Source organism: Kribbella sp. NBC_01505 (assembly GCF_045040285.1).
Taxonomy (GTDB): domain Bacteria; phylum Actinomycetota; class Actinomycetes; order Propionibacteriales; family Kribbellaceae; genus Kribbella.
Window position 1 is genome coordinate 5,472,822 of sequence record NZ_CP109425.1, and the last position, 18,517, is coordinate 5,491,338.

At 68.2% G+C, this 18,517-nt stretch carries 19 protein-coding genes; 14 read left to right on the plus strand and 5 right to left on the minus strand.

The window, feature by feature from the left end; translation table 11 throughout:
• Positions 1 to 108 precede the first annotated feature (108 nt).
• The 3 genes from OG474_RS25880 to OG474_RS25890 all read left to right on the plus strand — a co-directional run bounded on the left by OG474_RS25880 (position 109) and on the right by OG474_RS25890 (position 4,934).
• Complete coding sequence (locus OG474_RS25880) at positions 109 to 360, plus strand: WhiB family transcriptional regulator (protein WP_203589828.1); 252 nt, start codon at positions 109 to 111, stop codon at positions 358 to 360.
• A gap of 189 nt (positions 361 to 549) precedes the next feature.
• The gene (locus tag OG474_RS25885; RefSeq protein WP_405056158.1) at positions 550 to 3,462 is read left to right on the plus strand and encodes a glycosyltransferase; all 2,913 of its coding nucleotides are present in this window, start codon (positions 550 to 552) and stop codon (positions 3,460 to 3,462) included.
• Positions 3,459 to 4,934, plus strand: coding sequence for a DUF5719 family protein (locus tag OG474_RS25890; RefSeq protein WP_405056159.1), 1,476 nt, complete (start codon positions 3,459 to 3,461; stop codon positions 4,932 to 4,934). Before OG474_RS25885 ends, OG474_RS25890 begins: the two co-directional genes overlap by 4 nt.
• 8 nt (positions 4,935 to 4,942) lie before the next feature.
• On the opposite strand, the gene OG474_RS25895 is transcribed toward OG474_RS25890, so the two are convergent.
• Positions 4,943 to 5,314 carry a DUF3499 domain-containing protein gene (locus tag OG474_RS25895; RefSeq protein WP_405056160.1) on the minus strand — a complete coding sequence of 124 codons (372 nt, stop codon included), beginning with the start codon at positions 5,312 to 5,314 and terminating at the stop codon, positions 4,943 to 4,945.
• 31 nt (positions 5,315 to 5,345) lie between these two features.
• On the opposite strand from OG474_RS25895, the gene OG474_RS25900 reads away from it, so the two are divergent.
• From OG474_RS25900 to OG474_RS25940, 9 genes are all read left to right on the plus strand, one after another.
• Positions 5,346 to 5,792, plus strand: coding sequence for a metallopeptidase family protein (locus OG474_RS25900; protein WP_405056161.1), 447 nt, complete (start codon positions 5,346 to 5,348; stop codon positions 5,790 to 5,792).
• Positions 5,793 to 5,898: 106 nt separating this feature from the next.
• The gene (locus tag OG474_RS25905; RefSeq protein WP_405056162.1) at positions 5,899 to 6,987 is read left to right on the plus strand and encodes a Gfo/Idh/MocA family protein; all 1,089 of its coding nucleotides are present in this window, start codon (positions 5,899 to 5,901) and stop codon (positions 6,985 to 6,987) included.
• The gene (locus tag OG474_RS25910) at positions 6,980 to 7,723 is read left to right on the plus strand and encodes a ThuA domain-containing protein (protein WP_405056163.1); all 744 of its coding nucleotides are present in this window, start codon (positions 6,980 to 6,982) and stop codon (positions 7,721 to 7,723) included. Before OG474_RS25905 ends, OG474_RS25910 begins: the two co-directional genes overlap by 8 nt.
• Positions 7,705 to 8,124, plus strand: coding sequence for a hypothetical protein (locus OG474_RS25915; RefSeq protein WP_405056164.1), 420 nt, complete (start codon positions 7,705 to 7,707; stop codon positions 8,122 to 8,124). The genes OG474_RS25910 and OG474_RS25915 overlap by 19 nt, the downstream gene beginning before the upstream one ends.
• A 37-nt stretch (positions 8,125 to 8,161) precedes the next feature.
• Positions 8,162 to 9,535 carry a phosphomannomutase/phosphoglucomutase gene (locus tag OG474_RS25920; RefSeq protein WP_405056165.1) on the plus strand — a complete coding sequence of 458 codons (1,374 nt, stop codon included), beginning with the start codon at positions 8,162 to 8,164 and terminating at the stop codon, positions 9,533 to 9,535.
• Positions 9,535 to 9,741 carry a Trm112 family protein gene (locus OG474_RS25925; RefSeq protein WP_132174184.1) on the plus strand — a complete coding sequence of 69 codons (207 nt, stop codon included), beginning with the start codon at positions 9,535 to 9,537 and terminating at the stop codon, positions 9,739 to 9,741. The genes OG474_RS25920 and OG474_RS25925 overlap by 1 nt, the downstream gene beginning before the upstream one ends.
• On the plus strand, positions 9,738 to 10,814 hold the full coding sequence (locus OG474_RS25930; protein WP_405056166.1) for an SIS domain-containing protein: 1,077 nt from the start codon (positions 9,738 to 9,740) through the stop codon (positions 10,812 to 10,814). The genes OG474_RS25925 and OG474_RS25930 overlap by 4 nt, the downstream gene beginning before the upstream one ends.
• Complete coding sequence (manA, locus tag OG474_RS25935; RefSeq protein ID WP_405056167.1) at positions 10,808 to 11,977, plus strand: mannose-6-phosphate isomerase, class I; 1,170 nt, start codon at positions 10,808 to 10,810, stop codon at positions 11,975 to 11,977. Before OG474_RS25930 ends, manA begins: the two co-directional genes overlap by 7 nt.
• 30 nt (positions 11,978 to 12,007) lie before the next feature.
• Positions 12,008 to 12,967, plus strand: a complete 960-nt coding sequence (locus OG474_RS25940; RefSeq protein WP_405056168.1) for a cation diffusion facilitator family transporter — start codon at positions 12,008 to 12,010, stop codon at positions 12,965 to 12,967.
• Here OG474_RS25940 and OG474_RS25945 read toward each other — a convergent pair.
• Entirely contained in the window at positions 12,964 to 13,323 is a 360-nt protein-coding gene (locus OG474_RS25945; protein WP_355461807.1) for a MerR family transcriptional regulator, read from the minus strand. The two genes, OG474_RS25940 and OG474_RS25945, sit on opposite strands and share 4 nt — an antisense overlap.
• Before the next feature lie 122 nt (positions 13,324 to 13,445).
• Between OG474_RS25945 and ahcY the strand changes: the two genes are divergently transcribed.
• A complete protein-coding gene (gene ahcY, locus OG474_RS25950; protein WP_405056169.1) occupies positions 13,446 to 14,882 on the plus strand; it encodes an adenosylhomocysteinase in 1,437 nt (478 codons plus the stop codon).
• A gap of 55 nt (positions 14,883 to 14,937) precedes the next feature.
• Here ahcY and OG474_RS25955 read toward each other — a convergent pair whose 3' ends face one another.
• From OG474_RS25955 to OG474_RS25965, 3 genes are all read right to left on the minus strand, one after another.
• Positions 14,938 to 15,558, minus strand: coding sequence for a hypothetical protein (locus OG474_RS25955; protein WP_405056170.1), 621 nt, complete (start codon positions 15,556 to 15,558; stop codon positions 14,938 to 14,940).
• Between the two features lie 56 nt (positions 15,559 to 15,614).
• On the minus strand, positions 15,615 to 16,364 hold the full coding sequence (locus OG474_RS25960) for a methyltransferase domain-containing protein (RefSeq protein ID WP_405056171.1): 750 nt from the start codon (positions 16,362 to 16,364) through the stop codon (positions 15,615 to 15,617).
• A gap of 77 nt (positions 16,365 to 16,441) precedes the next feature.
• The gene (locus tag OG474_RS25965) at positions 16,442 to 17,404 is read right to left on the minus strand and encodes an RDD family protein (RefSeq protein WP_405056172.1); all 963 of its coding nucleotides are present in this window, start codon (positions 17,402 to 17,404) and stop codon (positions 16,442 to 16,444) included.
• Between the two features lie 82 nt (positions 17,405 to 17,486).
• On the opposite strand from OG474_RS25965, the gene OG474_RS25970 reads away from it, so the two are divergent.
• Positions 17,487 to 18,476 (plus strand): stage II sporulation protein M, encoded by a 990-nt coding sequence (locus tag OG474_RS25970; RefSeq protein ID WP_405056173.1) that lies wholly within the window; start codon positions 17,487 to 17,489, stop codon positions 18,474 to 18,476.
• Positions 18,477 to 18,517: the final 41 nt, after the last annotated feature.

Here is an 18,517-nt window from a genome sequence, read left to right on the forward strand (position 1 = left end):
CGGGGACCGTCGCTGAGTGCAGGACGGTCGAGGTCAGGCATGTGAACCGCAAACTCACATGTACAGGGGAACGAACAGGGTCGAGGAGGTCGTACCGTGACAGAGCTACTGGCGATTGTCGACGGTGAGGCGATCGAGGAGGAGCCGAACTGGCAGGAACGGGCACTGTGTGCCCAGACCGATCCAGAGGCTTTCTTCCCGGAGAAGGGCGGTTCCACCCGCGAGGCGAAGAAGGTCTGCCTCGGGTGTGACGTCCGCGGTGAGTGCCTGGAGTACGCACTCCACAACGACGAGCGCTTCGGAATTTGGGGCGGTCTGTCGGAGCGGGAGCGCCGCAAGCTGAAGAAGAAGGCCGTCTGAGCGGCTGAAGCCCGCAACTACACAACCTCACACGAACTTTCCGCGAGGCCCCGGGGGACCACCTGTCACCGGGGCCCGCGGCGTTCCGGCGAGTGTTCGACGGCTTTGGAGTTGGCTTTTCAGGCCGCTACCCCAGCGGCTGTATGGTGACCCAGACCGTCCGTAACCACTGAGGTGTCACAGCTCCGCATGGAACAAGAAGCTCCGGCCGGCTGGGAGTTCTTCGACTCTGTCGACTTCCCCACCGATCACATCGACGACCCGATGGGTCGCCCGCGGGTCCGCCATGTCGTGACCGCGGTGGTGGTCGGGCACGAAGGTGCCGCCTGGCTGCCGCGACTGTCCGAGGCGCTGTGGGCACTGAACCCACGCCCCGACCGCCTGATCGCGGTCGACACCGGCTCCACCGACGAGACCGCCGAGCTGCTCGCGTCGATGCCCGGCGTCGAGCCCGTGGTCAGCGTCTCCGCCCGCACCGGATTCGGTACGGCGGTCGCCCGTGGCGTCGAGACGGTCGGGTTCGCGCCGATCCCGTCGCCGTACGGGCCGTACGGCGACGACGCGCACATGCCGGTGGTCGAGTGGCTCTGGCTGCTCCACGACGACTGCGCACCCGCCCCGAAGGCGCTGGAGAAGTTGTTGCTCCAGGCCACCATCGCCCCGGAGGTCGGTATCTGGGGCCCGAAGCTCCGGCTCTGGCCGCGGGACCGGGACCTGCTCGAGGTCGGCGTCACCACGTCGCTCGGCGGACGCCGCGACACCGGTATCGAGAACGGCGAGCTCGACCAGGGCCAGCACGACCAGCCGCGCAACGTGCTGGCGGTGAGCTCGGCCGGCATGCTCGTCCGTCGCGATGTCTGGGAGTCGCTGAAGGGTTTCGACCCGCGGCTGCCGATGTTCCGCGACGACATCGACTTCGGCTGGCGCGCGAGCCGGGCCGGCTTCCAGGTCGCCGTGGCGCCGGATGCGGTCGTCTACCACGCGCAGGCCGCCGCGACCGGTGAGCGCGCGCTGGCGGGCACCCGTCGGCACGCCTATCAACTGGACCGCGCCCACGCGTACTACACCGTCCTGGCGAATGCTCCTGGCAAGCTGTTGCCGCTGCTGATCCTCAGGTTCCTGCTCGGCACGATCATGCGCTCGGCCTGGTTCCTGATCGGCAAGACGCCATCCGGTGCGGTCGACGAGTGGACAGCACTGCTCGGCACGCTGCTGGCCGGTGGCTGGACGCAGGCCCGCAAGGACCGCCGCAATCTGGACCGCGTCCCGTACGACGAGATCAAGGGTTTGTTCTCCCGGTCGGTGCACGCTTTGCGGCACAACCTGGAGGAGACCACCAGCACCATCTCCGAGCGGATCCGTGAAGCCTGGGCGGACGAGCCGGAAGAGCAGGTCGTCACCACTGCGCGCCGTGCGAAGTCCACGGCTCGCGTAGCTGTCGACCAGCCTCGCTGGCGCCGGCAGTTGATGCGGCGTCCGTTCCTGGTCGCTTGGGTCGTGCTGGCACTCGGGACGTTCATCGCGGGTCGCAGTCTGATCGGCAGCGGTGTGCTGCGCTCCAACCTGCTGCTGCCCGCGCACGAGAACCTTGCTGCACTCTGGCATGCCGCAGCGTCCGCACCAGAGGGTGTGACGCCGCCTGCTTGGCTGGCACAGTTCTGGGCCTTCTCCACCGTCATGTTCGGGCCATCGGGCGCAGTGAACGTTCTGCTGCTCGGTGCGATCCCACTGTCGGCGCTGGCCGCGTGGGCGTTGCTGCGGGCATTCATCGTCAACCGTGGTGCCCGCGCCTGGGGCGCATCGGCGTACGGGCTCGCAGTCTTCACGAACGGCGCGATCACGCAGGGCCGGCTCGGGACCGTGGTGGCAGCGATCGTGCTGCCCCTGCTCGGTGCTGCTGTCCACACCGTGGCGCGGCGACGTCGTGTCATCATCCAGGGCAGTTGGCGGGCCGCTTGGTTCGCCGGTATCTGCCAGGCGATCCTGTTCGCGTTCACTCCGGCGCTCGGCCTACTGGTCGCGGTCACTCTGGTGGTCGGTGGTGTTCTGGGCCTGGGCTGGCGTCGACAGGGCCGTCAGATGGTCTTCTCGGTCGTGCTCGGTCTCGTTCTTGTTCTGCCGTGGACGATCCAGCTGGTGCTGCATCCGTCGCTGCTTGGGCAGGAGGCGGGTGGTCAGCCGACCACTGCGATCGGGCCGGGCGACAGCCTGCCGCATCTGCTGACCGGTACGCCGATCGGCGGTCCGACGCCGTGGTGGTTCGCCGTACCGCTGATCTTGGTGGCTCTGGTCAGTCTGCTGCGTGAGTCGCGGCAGCGCTACGAACTGCTCGGTTGGTTCGCGACTCTGGCCGGACTGGTCGGGACACTCGTCGCAAGCCGATTGGGTGGCGGCAGTGGTCCGCTGATGTTCCTGATGACCGCAGGCTGGGTTGTTGCGGTCACAGTGGCGTGGGACTCGGTCGGCAAGACCAGTGAGATTGTCATCCAGGCAGTGCTCGGCATTGCGCTGGTGACGACGATCGTGACCGGTGGCTTCTGGCTGGTGCGCGGTTCGGACGGTCCGCTGTGGCGTGGCCCGGTTCAGGACCTCCCGGCCTACTTGGTGTCGGCACAGGGCCCCCCGACGAACGACTCGATCCTGGTTGTGCGGAAGGTCGCCGGCAGCCCGATGCGGTATTCGCTCGTCAAGGACGGCGGACCGCGGATGGGTTCGGTCGAGGCTGCGCCGAAGCCGGAGCAGATCAAGCCGATCACCGATGTGCTGTCGACGCTGGGCGGTGGCGGCTCCGGTGAAGAAGGACGTCAGCTGGCCGCGCTGGCCGTTGACTATGTCTATCTACCGGCGCCGGTAGACGCGACTCTGCAGTCGACGCTCGACTCGTTGCCAGGACTCACACGAGCCAGTGCGAACGAAGGCGATGCCTCCTGGCTGGTGGACCGGTCGGCTGGTGCCGGCAAGTCCCCGCTGAGCGAGGTCACGCACACCCTGTGGCGCATCCTCGGTCTGATCGCGTGGATCATCGCTCTGATCTTCTGCTTGCCGACAGTCCGCCGGACGGTCGCCGTACCGCAGGGCACCCACGCTAGGAGGGACCGATGAGCAGCATGCTGTCGGATCCGCGCATCCGGCTCGGCGCCTGTGTGCTGGCGATGGCCGTGGTCGGTGGACTGGGGGTCGTCACGCACCCGAAGCAGCCGAAGGTGGGTCCGGAGGCCGCATCGCAGACTCCGGCCCGCACTGTGGTCAACCGGACCGCGCTGGCCTGTCCGGCGCTGACCGGTGACAAGCAGACCGCCGTGGTGAACGGCGTGGCGCCGGCCCTGCCGGAAGGCACGCCGACCGCTAGCGGCGACGAGAGCCCGCTGTCGATCATCCCGTTGGCGTCCACTGCTGATCCGGTCGGTTCGCTGTTGGTCCGCGGCAAGATCGGATCCAGTACGGCGACCAGCAAGCCCCAGACTCTGTCGATTCGTGGCACCGGTCCGCTTGCGGCCGGTGCGGTGGGGACCAGCACGACGGTCGCCACCACCGGTGTGAACGCCGGAATGGCCAGTGCGCCGTGCCAGCTGCCTGGTTCGGACTTCTGGTTCGTCGGTGCCTCGACGGCGGCCGATCGCCGGGATGTGCTCACGCTGACGAACCTGGACAGCGTCAACGCCGCGGTGAACGTGACCATCTACTCGAACAAAGGCCGGCTGGATGTGCCGTCCGCGCGCGGACTGGTGATCCCGGCCCGGTCGACGTACGAGCTGTTCCTCGAGCAGGCCGCCCGCAGCCAGAAGGATCTGGCTCTGCATGTGGAGTCGACCGGTGGCCGGGTGGCTCCGGCGCTGCGGGACTACGCGAGCAAGGCCAACAAGACTCCGGCAGGGGTGGACTGGATCGCTCCCGCGCCCGCACCGGCGACCAAGGTTTCCGTGCCGGGCGCAGCGCCCGGCACCGGCCTGCGCACGCTGGTGCTGGCGAACCCGACCGACCTGCAGGCGACGATCAGCCTGACGGTGAACGGGCCGAACGGTCCGTTCAAGCCGGCCGGCCTCGAGACGGTTCGGCTGCCCGCGGGCGCGGTCAGCTCGATCAAACTCGAGGCTGTGCTGCATGGCGACGCGAGTGGGATCAGCCTGGCGTCGGACCAGCCGGTGGTCGCGTCGTTGCGGATGACCGACAAGGGTGGTTCGGACTTCGCGTCGATGAGCGCGGGCGAGCCGCTGACCGGACCGGCGTACCTGGTGCTGCCTGCCCATAAGCAGCCGGCTGTCCTGCAGTTGACCGCGCCGGGCAAGGCGTCGAGTGTGAAGGTCGACCTGCGGGACGCGGCGGGCAAGTCGCTGGCGAGTCGCACGGTGGACGTGGTCGCTGGTGCGACGACTCAGATCCCCATGAAGGCCGCGGCCGGTCCGACGTATCTGACGGTTGAGCAGACGCGCGGGACAGTAGTCGCCGGAGTCACGCTGATGCCCGCAGCCAAGAGTGACGACACGCCGCAGGTGGCTGCCTGGCCGCTGAACACCTCACTGGTGTTCCGGGCCCAGCTGGGCGCGCAGCCCGACGTCCGGTCGGCGCTGCGCTAGTCAGCTAGTTAGTTGCCGTCGGGGTCACGCAGCATCCGCAGGTGACCGCGGCGGGTCACCTCGACCGGCGCGCCCGGGACGTCTGCACCCGGCTCACGCCTGGGCAGCGGCCGCGCAGCCTCACGGACCGCGTTGGCCAGCGCCTCCAGGTCGTCCGTCGACGGTCCGGCCGCGGCCGGGTCCGGAGCGAGCCGGATGACTTCCCAGCCGTTCGGAGCGGTCAGACGGTCGGCGTGGTCGGCGCAGAGGTCGTAACAGTGCGGTTCGGCGTACGTCGCGAGTGGACCGATGACACAGGTCGAGTCGGCGTAGACGTAGGTGAGCGTCGAAACGGCCGGTTGATGACAGGCGGCGCGCGAACAGATCCTGGCGATGCTCACGTCAAGACGTTACCCCCACTAGGCTGAGCGCGTGACCGAGGCTCGCCGTCATCGCAGGCACATCGACCGCCATGGCCGCGGCATGCTCGGACCGATCAGCCGGCCGAGCTCCTTCGCGCCGCGTGGTCTGCCGCTGCAGCGCTCGGCCGCTGCCCAGTTCGACGAGGTGGTCGCGATCGAGGTGACGCGGCTCGAGAAGCGGCTTCCGCAGGTGGTCGCCCGGGTCGAGTTCGCGATCGAGGACGTGCCGAACCTCGAGCTCGACGCCACCGAGATCCCGCTCACCCACGCGACCGGCGGTACGTCGCACGAGCCGTACCGGATCGTGGTCTTCCGGCGACCGATCGAGCTGCGGGCCGAGCGGTCCGCGGCCGGGCTGGCCTGGCTGGTCCGATCCGCGCTGGTGCTCGAGCTGGCCGACGTACTGGCGCTGTCGCCGGAGCAGATCGACCCGGAGTTCGACGCCGACGAGGACTGAATCACCCCTTCCTACGCTGCGACACTCGGTGGGAATGTGTTCGATCTTGTTCCGTAGTGTGGAAAGCACCTTGGCGTGACCAGGATTGCCGGGGAGGATCGTTGCTGTGAACGATCAAAAGCTGCGTGTCGGAGTAGTCGGGCTGGGGTTTGCAGGACGCACCGCACTGGAGGCGTTCTCCGAGCTGCCGGATGTCGAGGTGATCGCGCTGGCCGGGCTGGAGAAGGACATCCTGACCAGTCTGGGCGAGAAGCACGGCGTACCGCACCTGTATGAGAAATGGGAGGACCTGCTCCAGACGGAAGGCCTGGACGCGGTCAGCATCGGTACGCCGACGCAGCTGCACGCCCCGATCGCGCTCGCCGCGCTGGAGAAGGGCCTGCACGTGCTGTCGGAGAAGCCGCTGTCCAGGACGGTGGCCGAGGGTACCGCGATGGTCGCGGCCTCGAAGAAGGCCGGTCGGGTGCTCAAGGTCGTCTTCAACCACCGTGAGCGCGGTGACGTCGCAGCGCTCAAGCACCAGATCGACGAGGGCCAGCTCGGCCGCATCTACTACGCCAAGGCGCACTGGATGCGCCGCAACGGCATCCCGGGCATGGGCGGCTGGTTCACCAACCGCGAGCTGTCCGGTGGCGGTCCGCTGATCGACCTGGGCGTCCACATCCTCGATATGGCGCTGCACCTGCTGGGCGAGCCGCAGGTGACCACGGTGTCGGCGAACACGTTCGCCGAGCTCGGCCCGCGCGGCCGGGGCAGCGTGCACAGTACGGAGCGACCGGTCGTCGACACGCTCGGTTCGAAGTTCGAGGTCGAGGACCTGGCGACGGCGTACCTGCGACTCGAAGGTGGCGGCGCCCTGCAGCTGGAGACCAGCTGGGCGACCTACCGGGCGCCGGGGGACAACTTCGGCATCGAGCTGTTCGGCACCGAGGGCGGCGCGAAGATCGACGTCCAGAACTACACGAACGAGGACACGCTGCGGATCTACACCGACGTCGCCGGTATCCCGGCCGAGGTGCGACCCGCGACCGGTCCGGGGCTCGGACACCGCGCAGTGGTGCGGGAGTTCGTCCGGATCGTCCGCAGTGGCGACTGGGAAGGTCAGAACGGCTCGGAGGCGCTCCTCCGGACCGAGGTCATCGACGCTTGCTACGCCTCGGCGAAGGCAGGACGAGAGGTTGTACTCCATGACTGATCCGATCCGCGTCACGGTCTGGGGCGAGAACGTCCACGAGAGCCGCGACGAGACAGTCCGCAAGCTCTACCCGGACACGATGCACGAGACGATCGCGTCGGCGCTGCGGGACAAGCTCGGCCAGGACGTCGTTGTCCGTACGGCGTGGCTGCAGCAGGACGAGCACGGTCTGACCGAGGAGGTGCTGGCGGAGACCGACGTACTCACCTGGTGGGGGCACGCCGCGCACGACCAGGTCGACGACGCGGTGGTCGACCGGGTGCAGAAGCATGTGCTGTCCGGGATGGGCCTGATCGCACTGCACTCCGCGCACTTCAGCAAGATCTTCGTCAAGCTGATGGGCACCACCTGCTCGCTCGACTGGCGCGCCGAGAACGACCGCGAGCTGATCTGGACGGTCGCCCCCGGCCACCCGATCGCGCGCGGCATCCCGCACCCGTTGATCATCGACCGCGAGGAGATGTACGGCGAGCTGTTCGACATCCCGCAGCCCGACGAACTGGTCTTCATCAGCTCGTTCTCCGGCGGCGAGGTCTTCCGCTCCGGCTGCACCTACCGCCGCGGCCAGGGCCGGGTCTTCTACTTCCGCCCCGGCGACCAGGAGTTCCCCACCTACCACCAGTCCGACGTCCAGCAAGTCATCGCCAACGCAGTCGGCTGGGCAGCCCCCACGAGTCCCCGCCAGCTGCCCGAGGTGCATCACCGCGGCGAGACCGGTTGGTACGAGCGCAGCTGAAGGCACAGCTGCCCGGCTTCACCCACCGGCTGGCCGCGGCCACCCGCGCCACCGGTGGCGTCACCGCCGACATCACCCGGCTCTCGATCACTCCGGTGCACGACAGTTGGCACTTCCCGCGGTACCCCGAGCTGACCAGGATCCTCCCGCTGGAGGACCTGGCCGGCTCGATCCTGGCCTTCGTTCAGGAGCACCAGGACCTGTTCGACGGCGAGGTCATCCAGTTCGGCGCTTGGATCAACCCGGCGACCCAGCTGTGCTACCTCGACCTGATCACCCGGTCCTCGTCCCGGGACGAGGCGCTGGAGCTGGCTCGCAAGTACGGCGTACAGGGCGGGCGGCAGGTGGTGGCGATCTACAACCCGGTGCGGGAGCTGACGGAATGGCTCGGTGAGGGCTGAAATACAGCTTTGACGTTGGGCCGGATAGGGTCCACGCATGGTTGACGTTGCGGCGATCTTCAAGGCGTACGACGTTCGCGGGGTCGTCCCGGACCAGTTCGACGAGTCGGTGGCCCGGGCGACCGGGGCGGCGTTCGTCGAGGTCCTGGATGTGCTCGCGGGTTCCGGTGCGGTCGTGGTCGGGTACGACATGCGGCCGTCCAGCCCGGCGCTCGCGGCTGCGTTCGCCGAGGGCGTGGCCGGCACCGGGGCCGACGTGATCAACATCGGGCTCGCCTCGACCGACCAGCTGTACTTCGCTTCCGGCCGGCTGAACCTGCCCGGCGCGATGTTCACCGCGAGCCACAACCCGGCGCAGTACAACGGCATCAAGATGTGCCGTGCCGGTGCCGCGCCGGTCGGTGCGGACTCCGGGCTGCGCGACATCGCAGACCTGGTCGCGAAGGCGCTCGTCGACGGGCCGGCGAGCACCGCCGTTCCGGGCAAGATCCGCGAGAAGGACCTGCTCACCGCGTACGCCGATCATCTGCACGACCTGGTCGACCTGACCAGGATCCGGCCGCTCAAGGTGATCGTCGACGCCGGCAACGGGATGGGCGGGCACACCGTGCCGGCCGTCTTCGCCACCGGCCCGGTCGAGATCGTCCCGATGTACTTCGAGCTGGACGGCAGCTTCCCGAACCACGAGGCGAACCCGCTCGACCCGAAGAACCTGGTCGACCTGCAGGCGAAGGTCCGCGAGATCGGGGCCGACCTCGGGCTGGCCTTCGACGGGGACGCGGACCGCTGCTTCGTGATCGACGAGAAGGGCGACCCGGTCTCGCCGAGCGCGATCACCGGCGCGGTCGCGGTCCGGGAGCTGGCCAAGAATCCCGGCGCGACGATCCTCTACAACCTGATCACCTCCAAGGCGGTGCCGGAGCTGGTCACCGAGCACGGCGGTGTGCCGGTGCGGACGCGGGTCGGGCACTCCAACATCAAGGAGAAGATGGCCGAGACCGACGCCGTGTTCGGCGGCGAGCACTCGGCGCACTACTACTTCCGGGACTTCTGGCGGGCCGACACCGGCATGCTGGCCGCACTGCACGTGCTGGCCGCGCTGGGTGAGCAGGACAAGCCGGCCAGTGAGCTGTTCGCCGTCTACGAGCGCTATGTCGCCTCCGGCGAGCTGAACAACAAGGTGGACGACGCGGCTGCCATAGTCGCCGCGATCGAGGACACGTACGGCGGCCAGGCCGACATCAGCGTCGACCACCTGGACGGTCTGACCGTGTCCGCGCCACAGTGGTGGTTCAACGTCCGTGTCTCGAACACGGAGCCGCTGCTGCGGCTGAACGTGGAAGCGGCGGACCGCCCCACGATGGAACGCGTCCGTGACGAAGTGCTGGCTCTGATCAAGGGGAAGAACTGATGGCAGTCAATCTGGACCCGGACCTGCTGAGCATCCTGGTCTGCCCGAAGTGCCGCTCGGAGTTCCGGGTGGACGACGAGGCGAACGAGCTGGTCTGCACCAACACGGGCTGCGCGCTGGCCTACCCGGTGCGTGACGACATCCCGGTGCTGCTGATCGACGAGGCACGGGACACCCGCACCGAGGAGACCGCGGACCAGGCATGACAGCCTTCGACGACAATCGTCTGGATGACCCGGCCGCACTGCAGGCGACCGATCACTTGCTGCGGCGGCTGGCCATGGCTGGTGCGCGCGTGCGGGCCGAGCTGGAGGCGGCGGACGACGTACTGTCCTCGCTGGACTCCGACGGCTTCCGGCCGCGCGCCATTGTCGCTGCCGGTCGGGACGCGCGGCTGGTCCGTGCGGTCCTGGAGCCGGTCTGCCCGGTGCCGTTCGTGGCGTGGCCCGGTCCGGGTCTGCCGGGGTGGGCCGGTCCGCTCGACCTGGTGATCGTGCTGGGTGGACAGTCCGAGGACAACGACGCGGTGTCGGCCGCTGCCGAGGCTGCGCGTCGCGGGTGCGGTCTGATGGTCGCCAGCCCGGAGGACTCGCCGGTTGCGATCGCATCGGCCGGTCTGCGCCATACGATCCGGCTGCCGTCGCAGTCCGATGACCAGCTGGCCGCTGCGGTCGCCGTACTGCAGGGGCTGCACCAGATGGAGCTCGGGCCGGTCGTGGACGGCAAGTCCGTCGCCGCCATGCTCGACGACGTAGCGATTGCCTGCTCGCCGAACAACGACGTGTCGTCCAACCCGGGCAAGGAGTTCGCGCTGGTTCTGGCCGACTCTCTGCCGCTGGTGTGGGGTGGCTCGGTGCTGGCTGCGCGTGCTGCGCGCCGTGTGGTCGAGGCGCTGCGGCTGGCCAGTGGCCGACCCGCGCTGGCCGCAGATGCCGGTCACCTGTTGCCGGTGCTCAACCAGCCGCCGCGTGACCTGTTCGCCGACCCGTTCGACCAGGGCGACGAGCTGCGACCCGCACTGATCATTCTGGACGACGGTCTGGCCGATGACTCGGTCATCGAGACCCGCAACAAGCTGGCGCTCAAGGCCGAGCGCCACGAGGTGCGCGTGCACGTGGTGAAGCAGGCCGACGGGACGGACATCGCCCGGTACGCCGCTTTGACCCAGCACGGCCGGTATGCCGCGGCGTACCTGGGCATTGGCCTTGGCCGCTACGGCACTGCGGTTGATGACGCACCGGCCGAGCCAGGTATCCCCTCGGAGGACCCGGCGTGGTAGTTCGGCTGCAGAACACCATCCGCGACTACGCGTGGGGATCGACGACCGCTCTGGCACAGTTGCTCGGCGTCGAGTCGGACGGCAAGCCCCAGGCGGAGATGTGGATGGGCGCGCACGAGTCGGCGCCGTCCGTGCTCCCGTCCGGCGACACCCTGTACGACGTGGTCGCGGCCGGCGCATCCGACGTACTGGGTGTGAAGACGGCCGAGGAGTTCGAGGGCCGCTTCCCGTTCCTGGCCAAGCTGTTGGCGGCCGGGCAGCCGTTGTCGATCCAGGCGCACCCTTCGCGGGAGCAGGCGATCGACGGGTATGCGCGGGACGAGGCTGCCGGCATTCCGCGGAACGCCCCGGACCGGAACTACAAGGACGCCTGGCCGAAGCCGGAGATCCTGATTGCGCTCGAGCCGTTCGACGCGCTGGTCGGCTTCCGGCCGTTGCCGGCGACCGTTGCGTTGCTGGAGGCGCTGTCGCCGGTGGGCCTTGATGGGCTGACCGAGCAACTGCGCAACGGCAAGCTGCAGGAAGCCTTCACGGACTTCATGAGCAACGACCGGGATTCGATCCGGCCGCTGGTGTCCGCGCTGGGCGAGGCCTGCGCGCAGTACGACGGTTCGACGTACAAGCTCGAGGTCGAGACGCTGGCGAAGTTGTGTGCGGACTTCCCCGACGACCCAGGTGTGCTGGCGGCGCTGCTCCTGAACCGCGTGCGGCTGGAGCGGTTCGAGGCTGTCTACCTGCCGGCCGGCAACGTGCATGCGTATCTGCACGGGCTCGGCTTCGAGGTGATGGCGAACTCGGACAACGTGCTGCGCGGTGGATTGACGAGCAAGTACGTCGATGTGCCGGAGCTCGTGTCGGTCGTCGACTTCGAGCCCCTGGACAACCCGGTGTTCACCGCAACCGACGGTGTCTACGAGACCGGGTGCGAGTACTTCGCCGTCCGGCGGGTCGATCTCGACGGCGGTGAACAAACGGTCACCGGGTCCGGGCCGCGAATCGTCTGCTGTGTGGACGGAACGGTCGAAGTCGGTGCCGGGGGCACCTATGACGGTGTGACGTTGTCCGCCGGACAGTCCGCGTTCGCGGCTGGACCCGAGGGACCCTGTAACCTGCGTGGTTCCGGCACGGCGTTCGTCGTGCTGGTGCCAATAACTGTGCCTTGATCCTTATTTACCAGGAGGACCTGAACAACCATGGCTGGTGGCGGAAACAAGGCCGTGGTCGCGGCCCTGCTGGCGAACACGGGGATCGCGATCACCAAGTTCGCTGCCTGGGGGCTGACCCAGTCGGCCTCGATGCTGGCCGAGGCGATCCACTCGCTCGCCGATGCCGGCAACCAGGTGCTGCTGCTGGTCGGTAGCAAGCGGGCCAAGCGCGAGGCCGACGAGCTGCACCAGTTCGGGTTCGGACGCGAGCGGTACGTCTACTCGTTCATCGTCGCGATCGTGCTGTTCAGCGTCGGTGGGTTGTTCGCGCTCTACGAGGGCTGGCACAAGATCCACGACCCGCACGGCATCGACCACTGGAAGTGGGTGCCGGTCGCCGTCCTGGTGGCCGCGATCGTGATGGAGTCGCTGTCGTTCCGGACGGCGATCGTCGAGGCGAACAAGATCCGTGGGCACATCTCGTGGCCCAAGTTCATCCGCCAGGCCCGCTCGCCCGAGCTGCCGGTCATCCTGCTCGAGGACTTCGCCGCGCTCACCGGTCTGGTGCTCGCGCTGATCGGCGTCGTGCTGACCCTGATCACCGGCAACGGTGTCTTCGACGGCCTCGGGTCGATGGCGATCGGCGCGCTGCTGGTCTGCGTCGCGATCTTCCTGGCGATCGAGATGAAGTCGCTGCTGCTCGGCGAGTCCGCGACCCGCGAGGCGCAGCAGAAGATCGTCGACGCGATCGAGAGCACCCCGGGTGTCCAGCGCCTGATCCACATCAAGACCCTGCACCTCGGCCCCGAGGAGATCCTCGTCGCCGCCAAGCTCGGCGTCGACTCGACCGCCGACAGCGCGGCGGTCGCCGAAACCATCAACGCCGCCGAGCGCGCCATCCGCGCCGCCGAGCCGATGTCGGTCCACATCTACCTGGAGCCTGACATCTTCCACGAGAACTACACCCCTGACGAGCGCCCCGCCGTACCGGAAGCGCCCTCGCACTAGCGCGGTCTGGGTGGCAGGACGCCGGAGCGGCCCAGCCATTGGAGGGCCCGCTCCCGGTCGATCTGGGACTGGGTCGGTGGGGTGGTGAGGCGGCCGGTGCGGTAGCCGAGGTTGCGGAGGTCGGCGGCTACCGACGGTTCCGCGAGGGCTCGGAGGGCGAAGGCCAGGGCGGCCGGCGTGACGTCGTACCGGCGCTCGAGGTCGAGGGCCAGCTGGACGGCAGCGAGGTCGCGGTCGTCGTACTGACGCTGGGCGGTCTGGCCCGAACGGGAGTGCGGGAGCAGGCCGAGGGCCTCCCGATAGCGCAGCATCCGGGGGGTCGTGCCCAGGCGTTTGGCGGCTTCGGTGATGCGCATAACGCCAATCTTGACATTTCGGTGTCAAAAACGCCCGTGAACGGATCAAACCCCGGTGCTGGGCCCTCTAGGCTCAGGCAGGGAAGTCAGGCAGCACTTACCTAGGTATTCAGGGGAGCAGGATGACGTTCGACTACAAGGTGGCGGACCTCGGGCTGGCCGAGTTCGGCCGCAAGGAGATCCGGCTGGCCGAGCACGAGATGCCCGGTCTGATGGCGATGCGTGCCCAGTACGGCGAGAGCAAGCCGCTGGCCGGTGCGCGGATCATGGGTTCGCTGCACATGACGATCCAGACCGCGGTGCTGATCGAGACGCTGACCGTCCTCGGTGCCGAGGTTCGCTGGGTCTCCTGCAACATCTTCTCCACCCAGGACCACGCTGCCGCGGCCGTCGTCGTCGGGCCCGAGGGCACGGTCGACAACCCCGCCGGTGTCCCCGTCTTCGCCTGGAAGGGCGAGACGCTGGAGGAGTACTGGTGGTGCACCGAGCAGGCGCTGCGCTGGCCGGGCGCCGAGGGTCCGAACATGATCCTCGACGACGGTGGCGACGCCACCATGCTCGTCCACAAGGGCACCGAGTTCGAGAAGGCCGGCGTCGTCCCGGACCCGTCGACCGCGGACTCCGAGGAGTACGCCGTCGTCCTGACCGTGCTGACCCGCACGCTGGCCGAGGACGGTCAGCTGTGGACCGGTATCGGCCAGGGCATCAAGGGGGTCACCGAGGAGACCACCACCGGCGTGCACCGGCTCTACGAGATGCACAAGGCCGGCGCGCTGCTCTTCCCGGCGATCAACGTCAACGACTCGGTCACCAAGTCGAAGTTCGACAACAAGTACGGCTGCCGGCACTCGCTGATCGACGGCATCAACCGCGCCACCGACGTCCTGATCGGCGGCAAGGTCGCACTCGTCGCCGGGTACGGCGACGTCGGCAAGGGCTGTGCGGAGTCGCTGCGCGGCCAGGGCGCCCGCGTCATCGTCACCGAGATCGACCCGATCTGCGCGCTGCAGGCCGCGATGGACGGCTACCAGGTCACCACGCTCGACGAGGTGGTCGGGATCGTCGACATCTTCGTCACCACGACCGGTAACAAGGACGTCATCACCGCCGACCACATGGCGCAGATGAAGCACCAGGCGATCGTCGGCAACATCGGTCACTTCGACAACGAGATCGACATGGCCGGCCTGTACAAGACCGCCGGCATCGAGCGGATCAACATCAAGCCGCAGGTCGACGAGTTCCGCTTCCCGGACGGTCACACGATCATCATCCTGTCCGAGGGCCGGCTGCTGAACCTGGGCAACGCCACCGGGCACCCGTCGTTCGTGATGTCGAACTCCTTCACCAACCAGGTGCTCGCGCAGATCGAGCTCTTCGTCCGCACGGCCGACTACCCGACCGAGGTCTACGTGCTCCCCAAGCACCTCGACGAGATGGTCGCCCGCCTGCACCTGGAGGCGCTCGGCGTGAAGCTCACCGAGCTCACCAAGGAGCAGTCGTCCTACCTCGGCGTACCGGTCGAAGGCCCGTACAAGGCTGAGCACTACCGCTACTGATCCCCCCACAGCGAAGGGCCGCACCGATTGGTGCGGCCCTTCCGCTGTGCCGCCTTCAGCCGAAGAAGGCGGCGACGCCGTACTCCTCCGACAGTTGGTCGCTGAGGGCTACCACCTCGGCCATCCAGCCCACACAGTTCACGACCGCGCCGAGGACCTCGGGGTGGAGCGCGGCACGCTGCTCCGGCGTGGAGGCATGCCATTGATCGAGCCCGGCCCGGCAGGTGGCGTTGTCCCACTCGCCGGACTGCAGGCCCTCAGAACCGGGCAGGAGCGCCGGACTCCCCAGGTAGACGAGATTGCTCAGTTGGGCCGTGGTGATGCCGAGCTGCTCGAGACCCTTGCCGACGTCCTCGAGCCAGCCGCTGCGGAATCCGCTGAAGTACTCGTCGCTCATGCCGTAATCGGCGAACAGGAACTCGCAGATGTTCTGGTACGCCCATCGGTAGCGGTGGCCGTAGTGCTCGTCGAACGGTCCGCCGTCGATCACGGCGCGCAGCGCCGCGCTGCTGGTCGGTGCTCCGTCGGCGATCTCGTCGCTCCAGTAGTCGTCCTCGGAGGACCACGCCTCGGCGGAGTACCGGCTGATCCTTTGGACCAGCTTCTCGTCCCGCGAGCCGACGGCGTCGTGCAGCATGTCCAGCTGGACGGCGAAGACTCTCATGCTCAGACTCATGCCGTCGACGCTAGAGGCCGCCGTACCGGCCTCTGACCGGCTGGCAGCAAGTTGCCTCAGCGGATGGCGGCGAAGAGGTGCTTGTCGGCTACCTGACCCAGTACGGCGACCTCGGCGAACCCGGCCTTGCGGAAGGACTCGAGGGTGTCGGTCAGGGTGATCTCGCGCTGCTTCGGCCGGTTGATGACGAGCTGGGCACGTTGCGCGAGCAGCTCGGCGAATGCGGGCTCCTCGCCGGCCGCGGTCCACCAGGCCTGCCAGTCCTCGATCCCGGACGCGTGCGACGCGTTCCAGATCTCATCACGCAACTGAACGGCGATTGCATCCAGCTGCGGCACCTCGCTCGGACCGAGCCGCATCGTGTCGGCGTTCAGGAACACGCCACCCGGCCGGATCCGGCGGGCCAGCACCTGCGCCACCTCGGCCAGGTCGCTGGGGGCGAGATAGTGCAAGGCGGTCGCCGAACACACCGCGTCGACCGGGCCATCACCCAGTACGTCGTCCCAGCCGGGCTCGCGCAGATCCGCTGCCGCGAACCGCGCTCCGGCGACCGTCTGCCGCGCCATCTCCAGCAGGAACGGATCCAGATCGACCCCGATCACCTCGGCCGCGGGGAACCGCGCGAGCGCCCGGGCCGAGATCGCACCGGGCCCACAGGCGAGGTCCACGAACCGCCCCGGGGGACCGACGACCCGCTCCACCACCGTCAGCATCAACGCGAACTGCTGCTCCCGATCCGGCAGGTAGCCCGCCTGCTGGGCATCCCACCGCGCCGACCATGCATCCCACTCCACCAAATGCGACATGGTCGCAACACTACCCACGCTTCGCGGGCTCTGGGCGTTGGACGGGAGCTATTCGGCGTTGGGCGGCCGAAAACTGATTACCAGCCGGACTGGTTGCTGCCTGGGGTGGCCCAGCCCTGGGCGTTGTGGGTGGCCGGCGTGGTTTCGTGCGCCGGCGGAGGCGGGGCGAAGGTCGGTACGGGCGCCGGCGGCAGAACGCCGTACGGGCTGGGTGGGATGAAGGGACCGGCCGGTACGGCGTACTGGTTGACCGCGGGGGCAAACGGGCCGGTGGTCGCGGGGCGCTTCACGGCGAGGCGGATGAGCTCGCGGCGACGGCGCTCGGCCAGGACCGCGGAGAGGAACGCCGGGGCGATCATCGGGCTCGGCGGTGCGGGCGCAGTGAGTTGGGCGATGCGATGGGCGAGCGTTTCGCCGAGAGCGGCGCGGGCGGCGGGCTGGAGCTCGGTGAAGCGGGCCAGGTAGTCGCGGGCGGTGTTCGCGAGCTCATCGGGGAGTTGTGAGAGCTCGAGCGACTGCGCCCAGGCCACGAGGTGTGCGGGGACGAAGAGCGGCGGGGAGGCCATCGACTGGTGGCGTTCGCGGATCACCACGGTGCCCGCGACCATGTCGCCGATTCGCTTGCCCTGCTTGTTCATCAGGCTGGCTACGATGCCCGGGCTGGCCGCGAACCACGGCGCGAAATCGACGAAGAACCACATCAGCGTCCGCACCAGCGCATGCCGGAACCGGATCGACGAGCCGTCGTCGCGGACGACCTTGAGCCCGAGGATCATCTTGCCGACCGTCCGCCCACGAGTGAGCGTCTCCATCACCAGTCGGTAGCCGACCACAACGAGCAGTACGACGATCGTCACCAGCGCAGCGGCCAGTGCCTCACTCGACTGCCCGCTGAACAGGAAACCGAACATCAGCCCGATGACGCCGCTCAGCACGATCCCCTGGATGATCACGTCGATCGCACAGGCCAGTGCTCGCGTCGGCATCCGCGCGATCCGCACCTGGAGGACGACCGCTTCCCCAGTGACCAGTTGAGACACTCTGCCGCCCCCCTCCTCCATAGACACTCAGTCGGGCTAGTCTGCCAGCGCAAGGAGCCATTCCGGGGAGGAGGTGTGTGTTGTGGACGTCGAGGCGTTCGTTTCGGTGCATCAGCCGCAGTGGGACCGCTTGGCTTACCTGACTCGTCGGCAGCGGCGATTGACCGGTGCTGAGGCGGAGGAGCTCGTCACGCTGTATCAGCGCGTCGGCACGCATCTCTCCGCGCTCAGAGCGGCCGGTGCGGACCCGGTGTCGATCGGACGGCTCTCCGGGCTGATCGCTGATGCCAGAGGTGCTGTTACCGGCGCGCAGGCTCCGGTCTGGCGCGACATCTCCAGATACTTCCTGGTGAGCTTCCCGGCCGCGCTCTACGTCACCAGGCGCTGGTGGCTGACCATCGGCCTGCTCTTCTACATGGTGGCGGCCTGGTCGGCGTGGCGGATCCTGGCGCACCCTGAGGTGATCGACTCGATCGCCGCACCGGCTCAGATCCAGCAGCTGGTCGACCACGACTTCGAGTCGTACTACTCCGAGAACCCGGCCCAGGACTTCGCCCTGCATGTCTGGATCAACAACGCCACGCTGAGCGCCGCCGTACTCGCACTGGGCATTCTGTTGATCCCGTCGATCTTCATCCTCTGGGAGAACGCGCTCAACCTGGGTGTCAGCGCCGGTCTGATGATCGGCCACGACAAGGGCGGCCTGTTCTTCAGCCTGATCACTCCGCACGGCCTGCTCGAACTGACCGCGGTCTTCATAGCCTCCGCGGCCGGTCTGCGTCTTGGCTGGTCGTGGATCGTCCCGGGCGCGCGGACGCGCATGCAGGCGCTCGCCCAGACCGGCCGCGCCACCATGGGGATGGCGATCGGGATCGCCGCGATCCTGTTGGTGACCGGCGTGATCGAAGCGTTCGTGACGCCGTTCCTGCCCGCACCGGTGCGGATCAGCATCGGCATCCTGGCCGAGACCGCCTTCTTCCTGTACGTCTTTATCCTCGGCCGCCGCGCCGCTCGCGCAGGCGAGACCGGTGACGTCGAAGAGGCCGATGCAGTTGCACCGATCGCCACTTGACATATGCCTTCCCCGCCCCGGTCGTCGTTTGTCGCTGGGCA

Coding starts and splice junctions, on each gene's coding strand:
- OG474_RS25885 (WP_405056158.1), top strand. CDS start 550: ATGGAACAAGAAGCTCCGGCCGGCTGGGAGTTCTTCGACTCTGTCGAC.
- OG474_RS25890 (WP_405056159.1), top strand. CDS start 3,459: ATGAGCAGCATGCTGTCGGATCCGCGCATCCGGCTCGGCGCCTGTGTG.
- OG474_RS25910 (WP_405056163.1), top strand. CDS start 6,980: ATGACTGATCCGATCCGCGTCACGGTCTGGGGCGAGAACGTCCACGAG.
- OG474_RS25920 (WP_405056165.1), top strand. CDS start 8,162: ATGGTTGACGTTGCGGCGATCTTCAAGGCGTACGACGTTCGCGGGGTC.
- OG474_RS25925 (WP_132174184.1), top strand. CDS start 9,535: ATGGCAGTCAATCTGGACCCGGACCTGCTGAGCATCCTGGTCTGCCCG.
- OG474_RS25930 (WP_405056166.1), top strand. CDS start 9,738: ATGACAGCCTTCGACGACAATCGTCTGGATGACCCGGCCGCACTGCAG.
- OG474_RS25940 (WP_405056168.1), top strand. CDS start 12,008: ATGGCTGGTGGCGGAAACAAGGCCGTGGTCGCGGCCCTGCTGGCGAAC.
- OG474_RS25945 (WP_355461807.1), bottom strand. CDS start 13,323: ATGCGCATCACCGAAGCCGCCAAACGCCTGGGCACGACCCCCCGGATG.
- ahcY (WP_405056169.1), top strand. CDS start 13,446: ATGACGTTCGACTACAAGGTGGCGGACCTCGGGCTGGCCGAGTTCGGC.
- OG474_RS25955 (WP_405056170.1), bottom strand. CDS start 15,558: ATGAGTCTGAGCATGAGAGTCTTCGCCGTCCAGCTGGACATGCTGCAC.
- OG474_RS25960 (WP_405056171.1), bottom strand. CDS start 16,364: ATGTCGCATTTGGTGGAGTGGGATGCATGGTCGGCGCGGTGGGATGCC.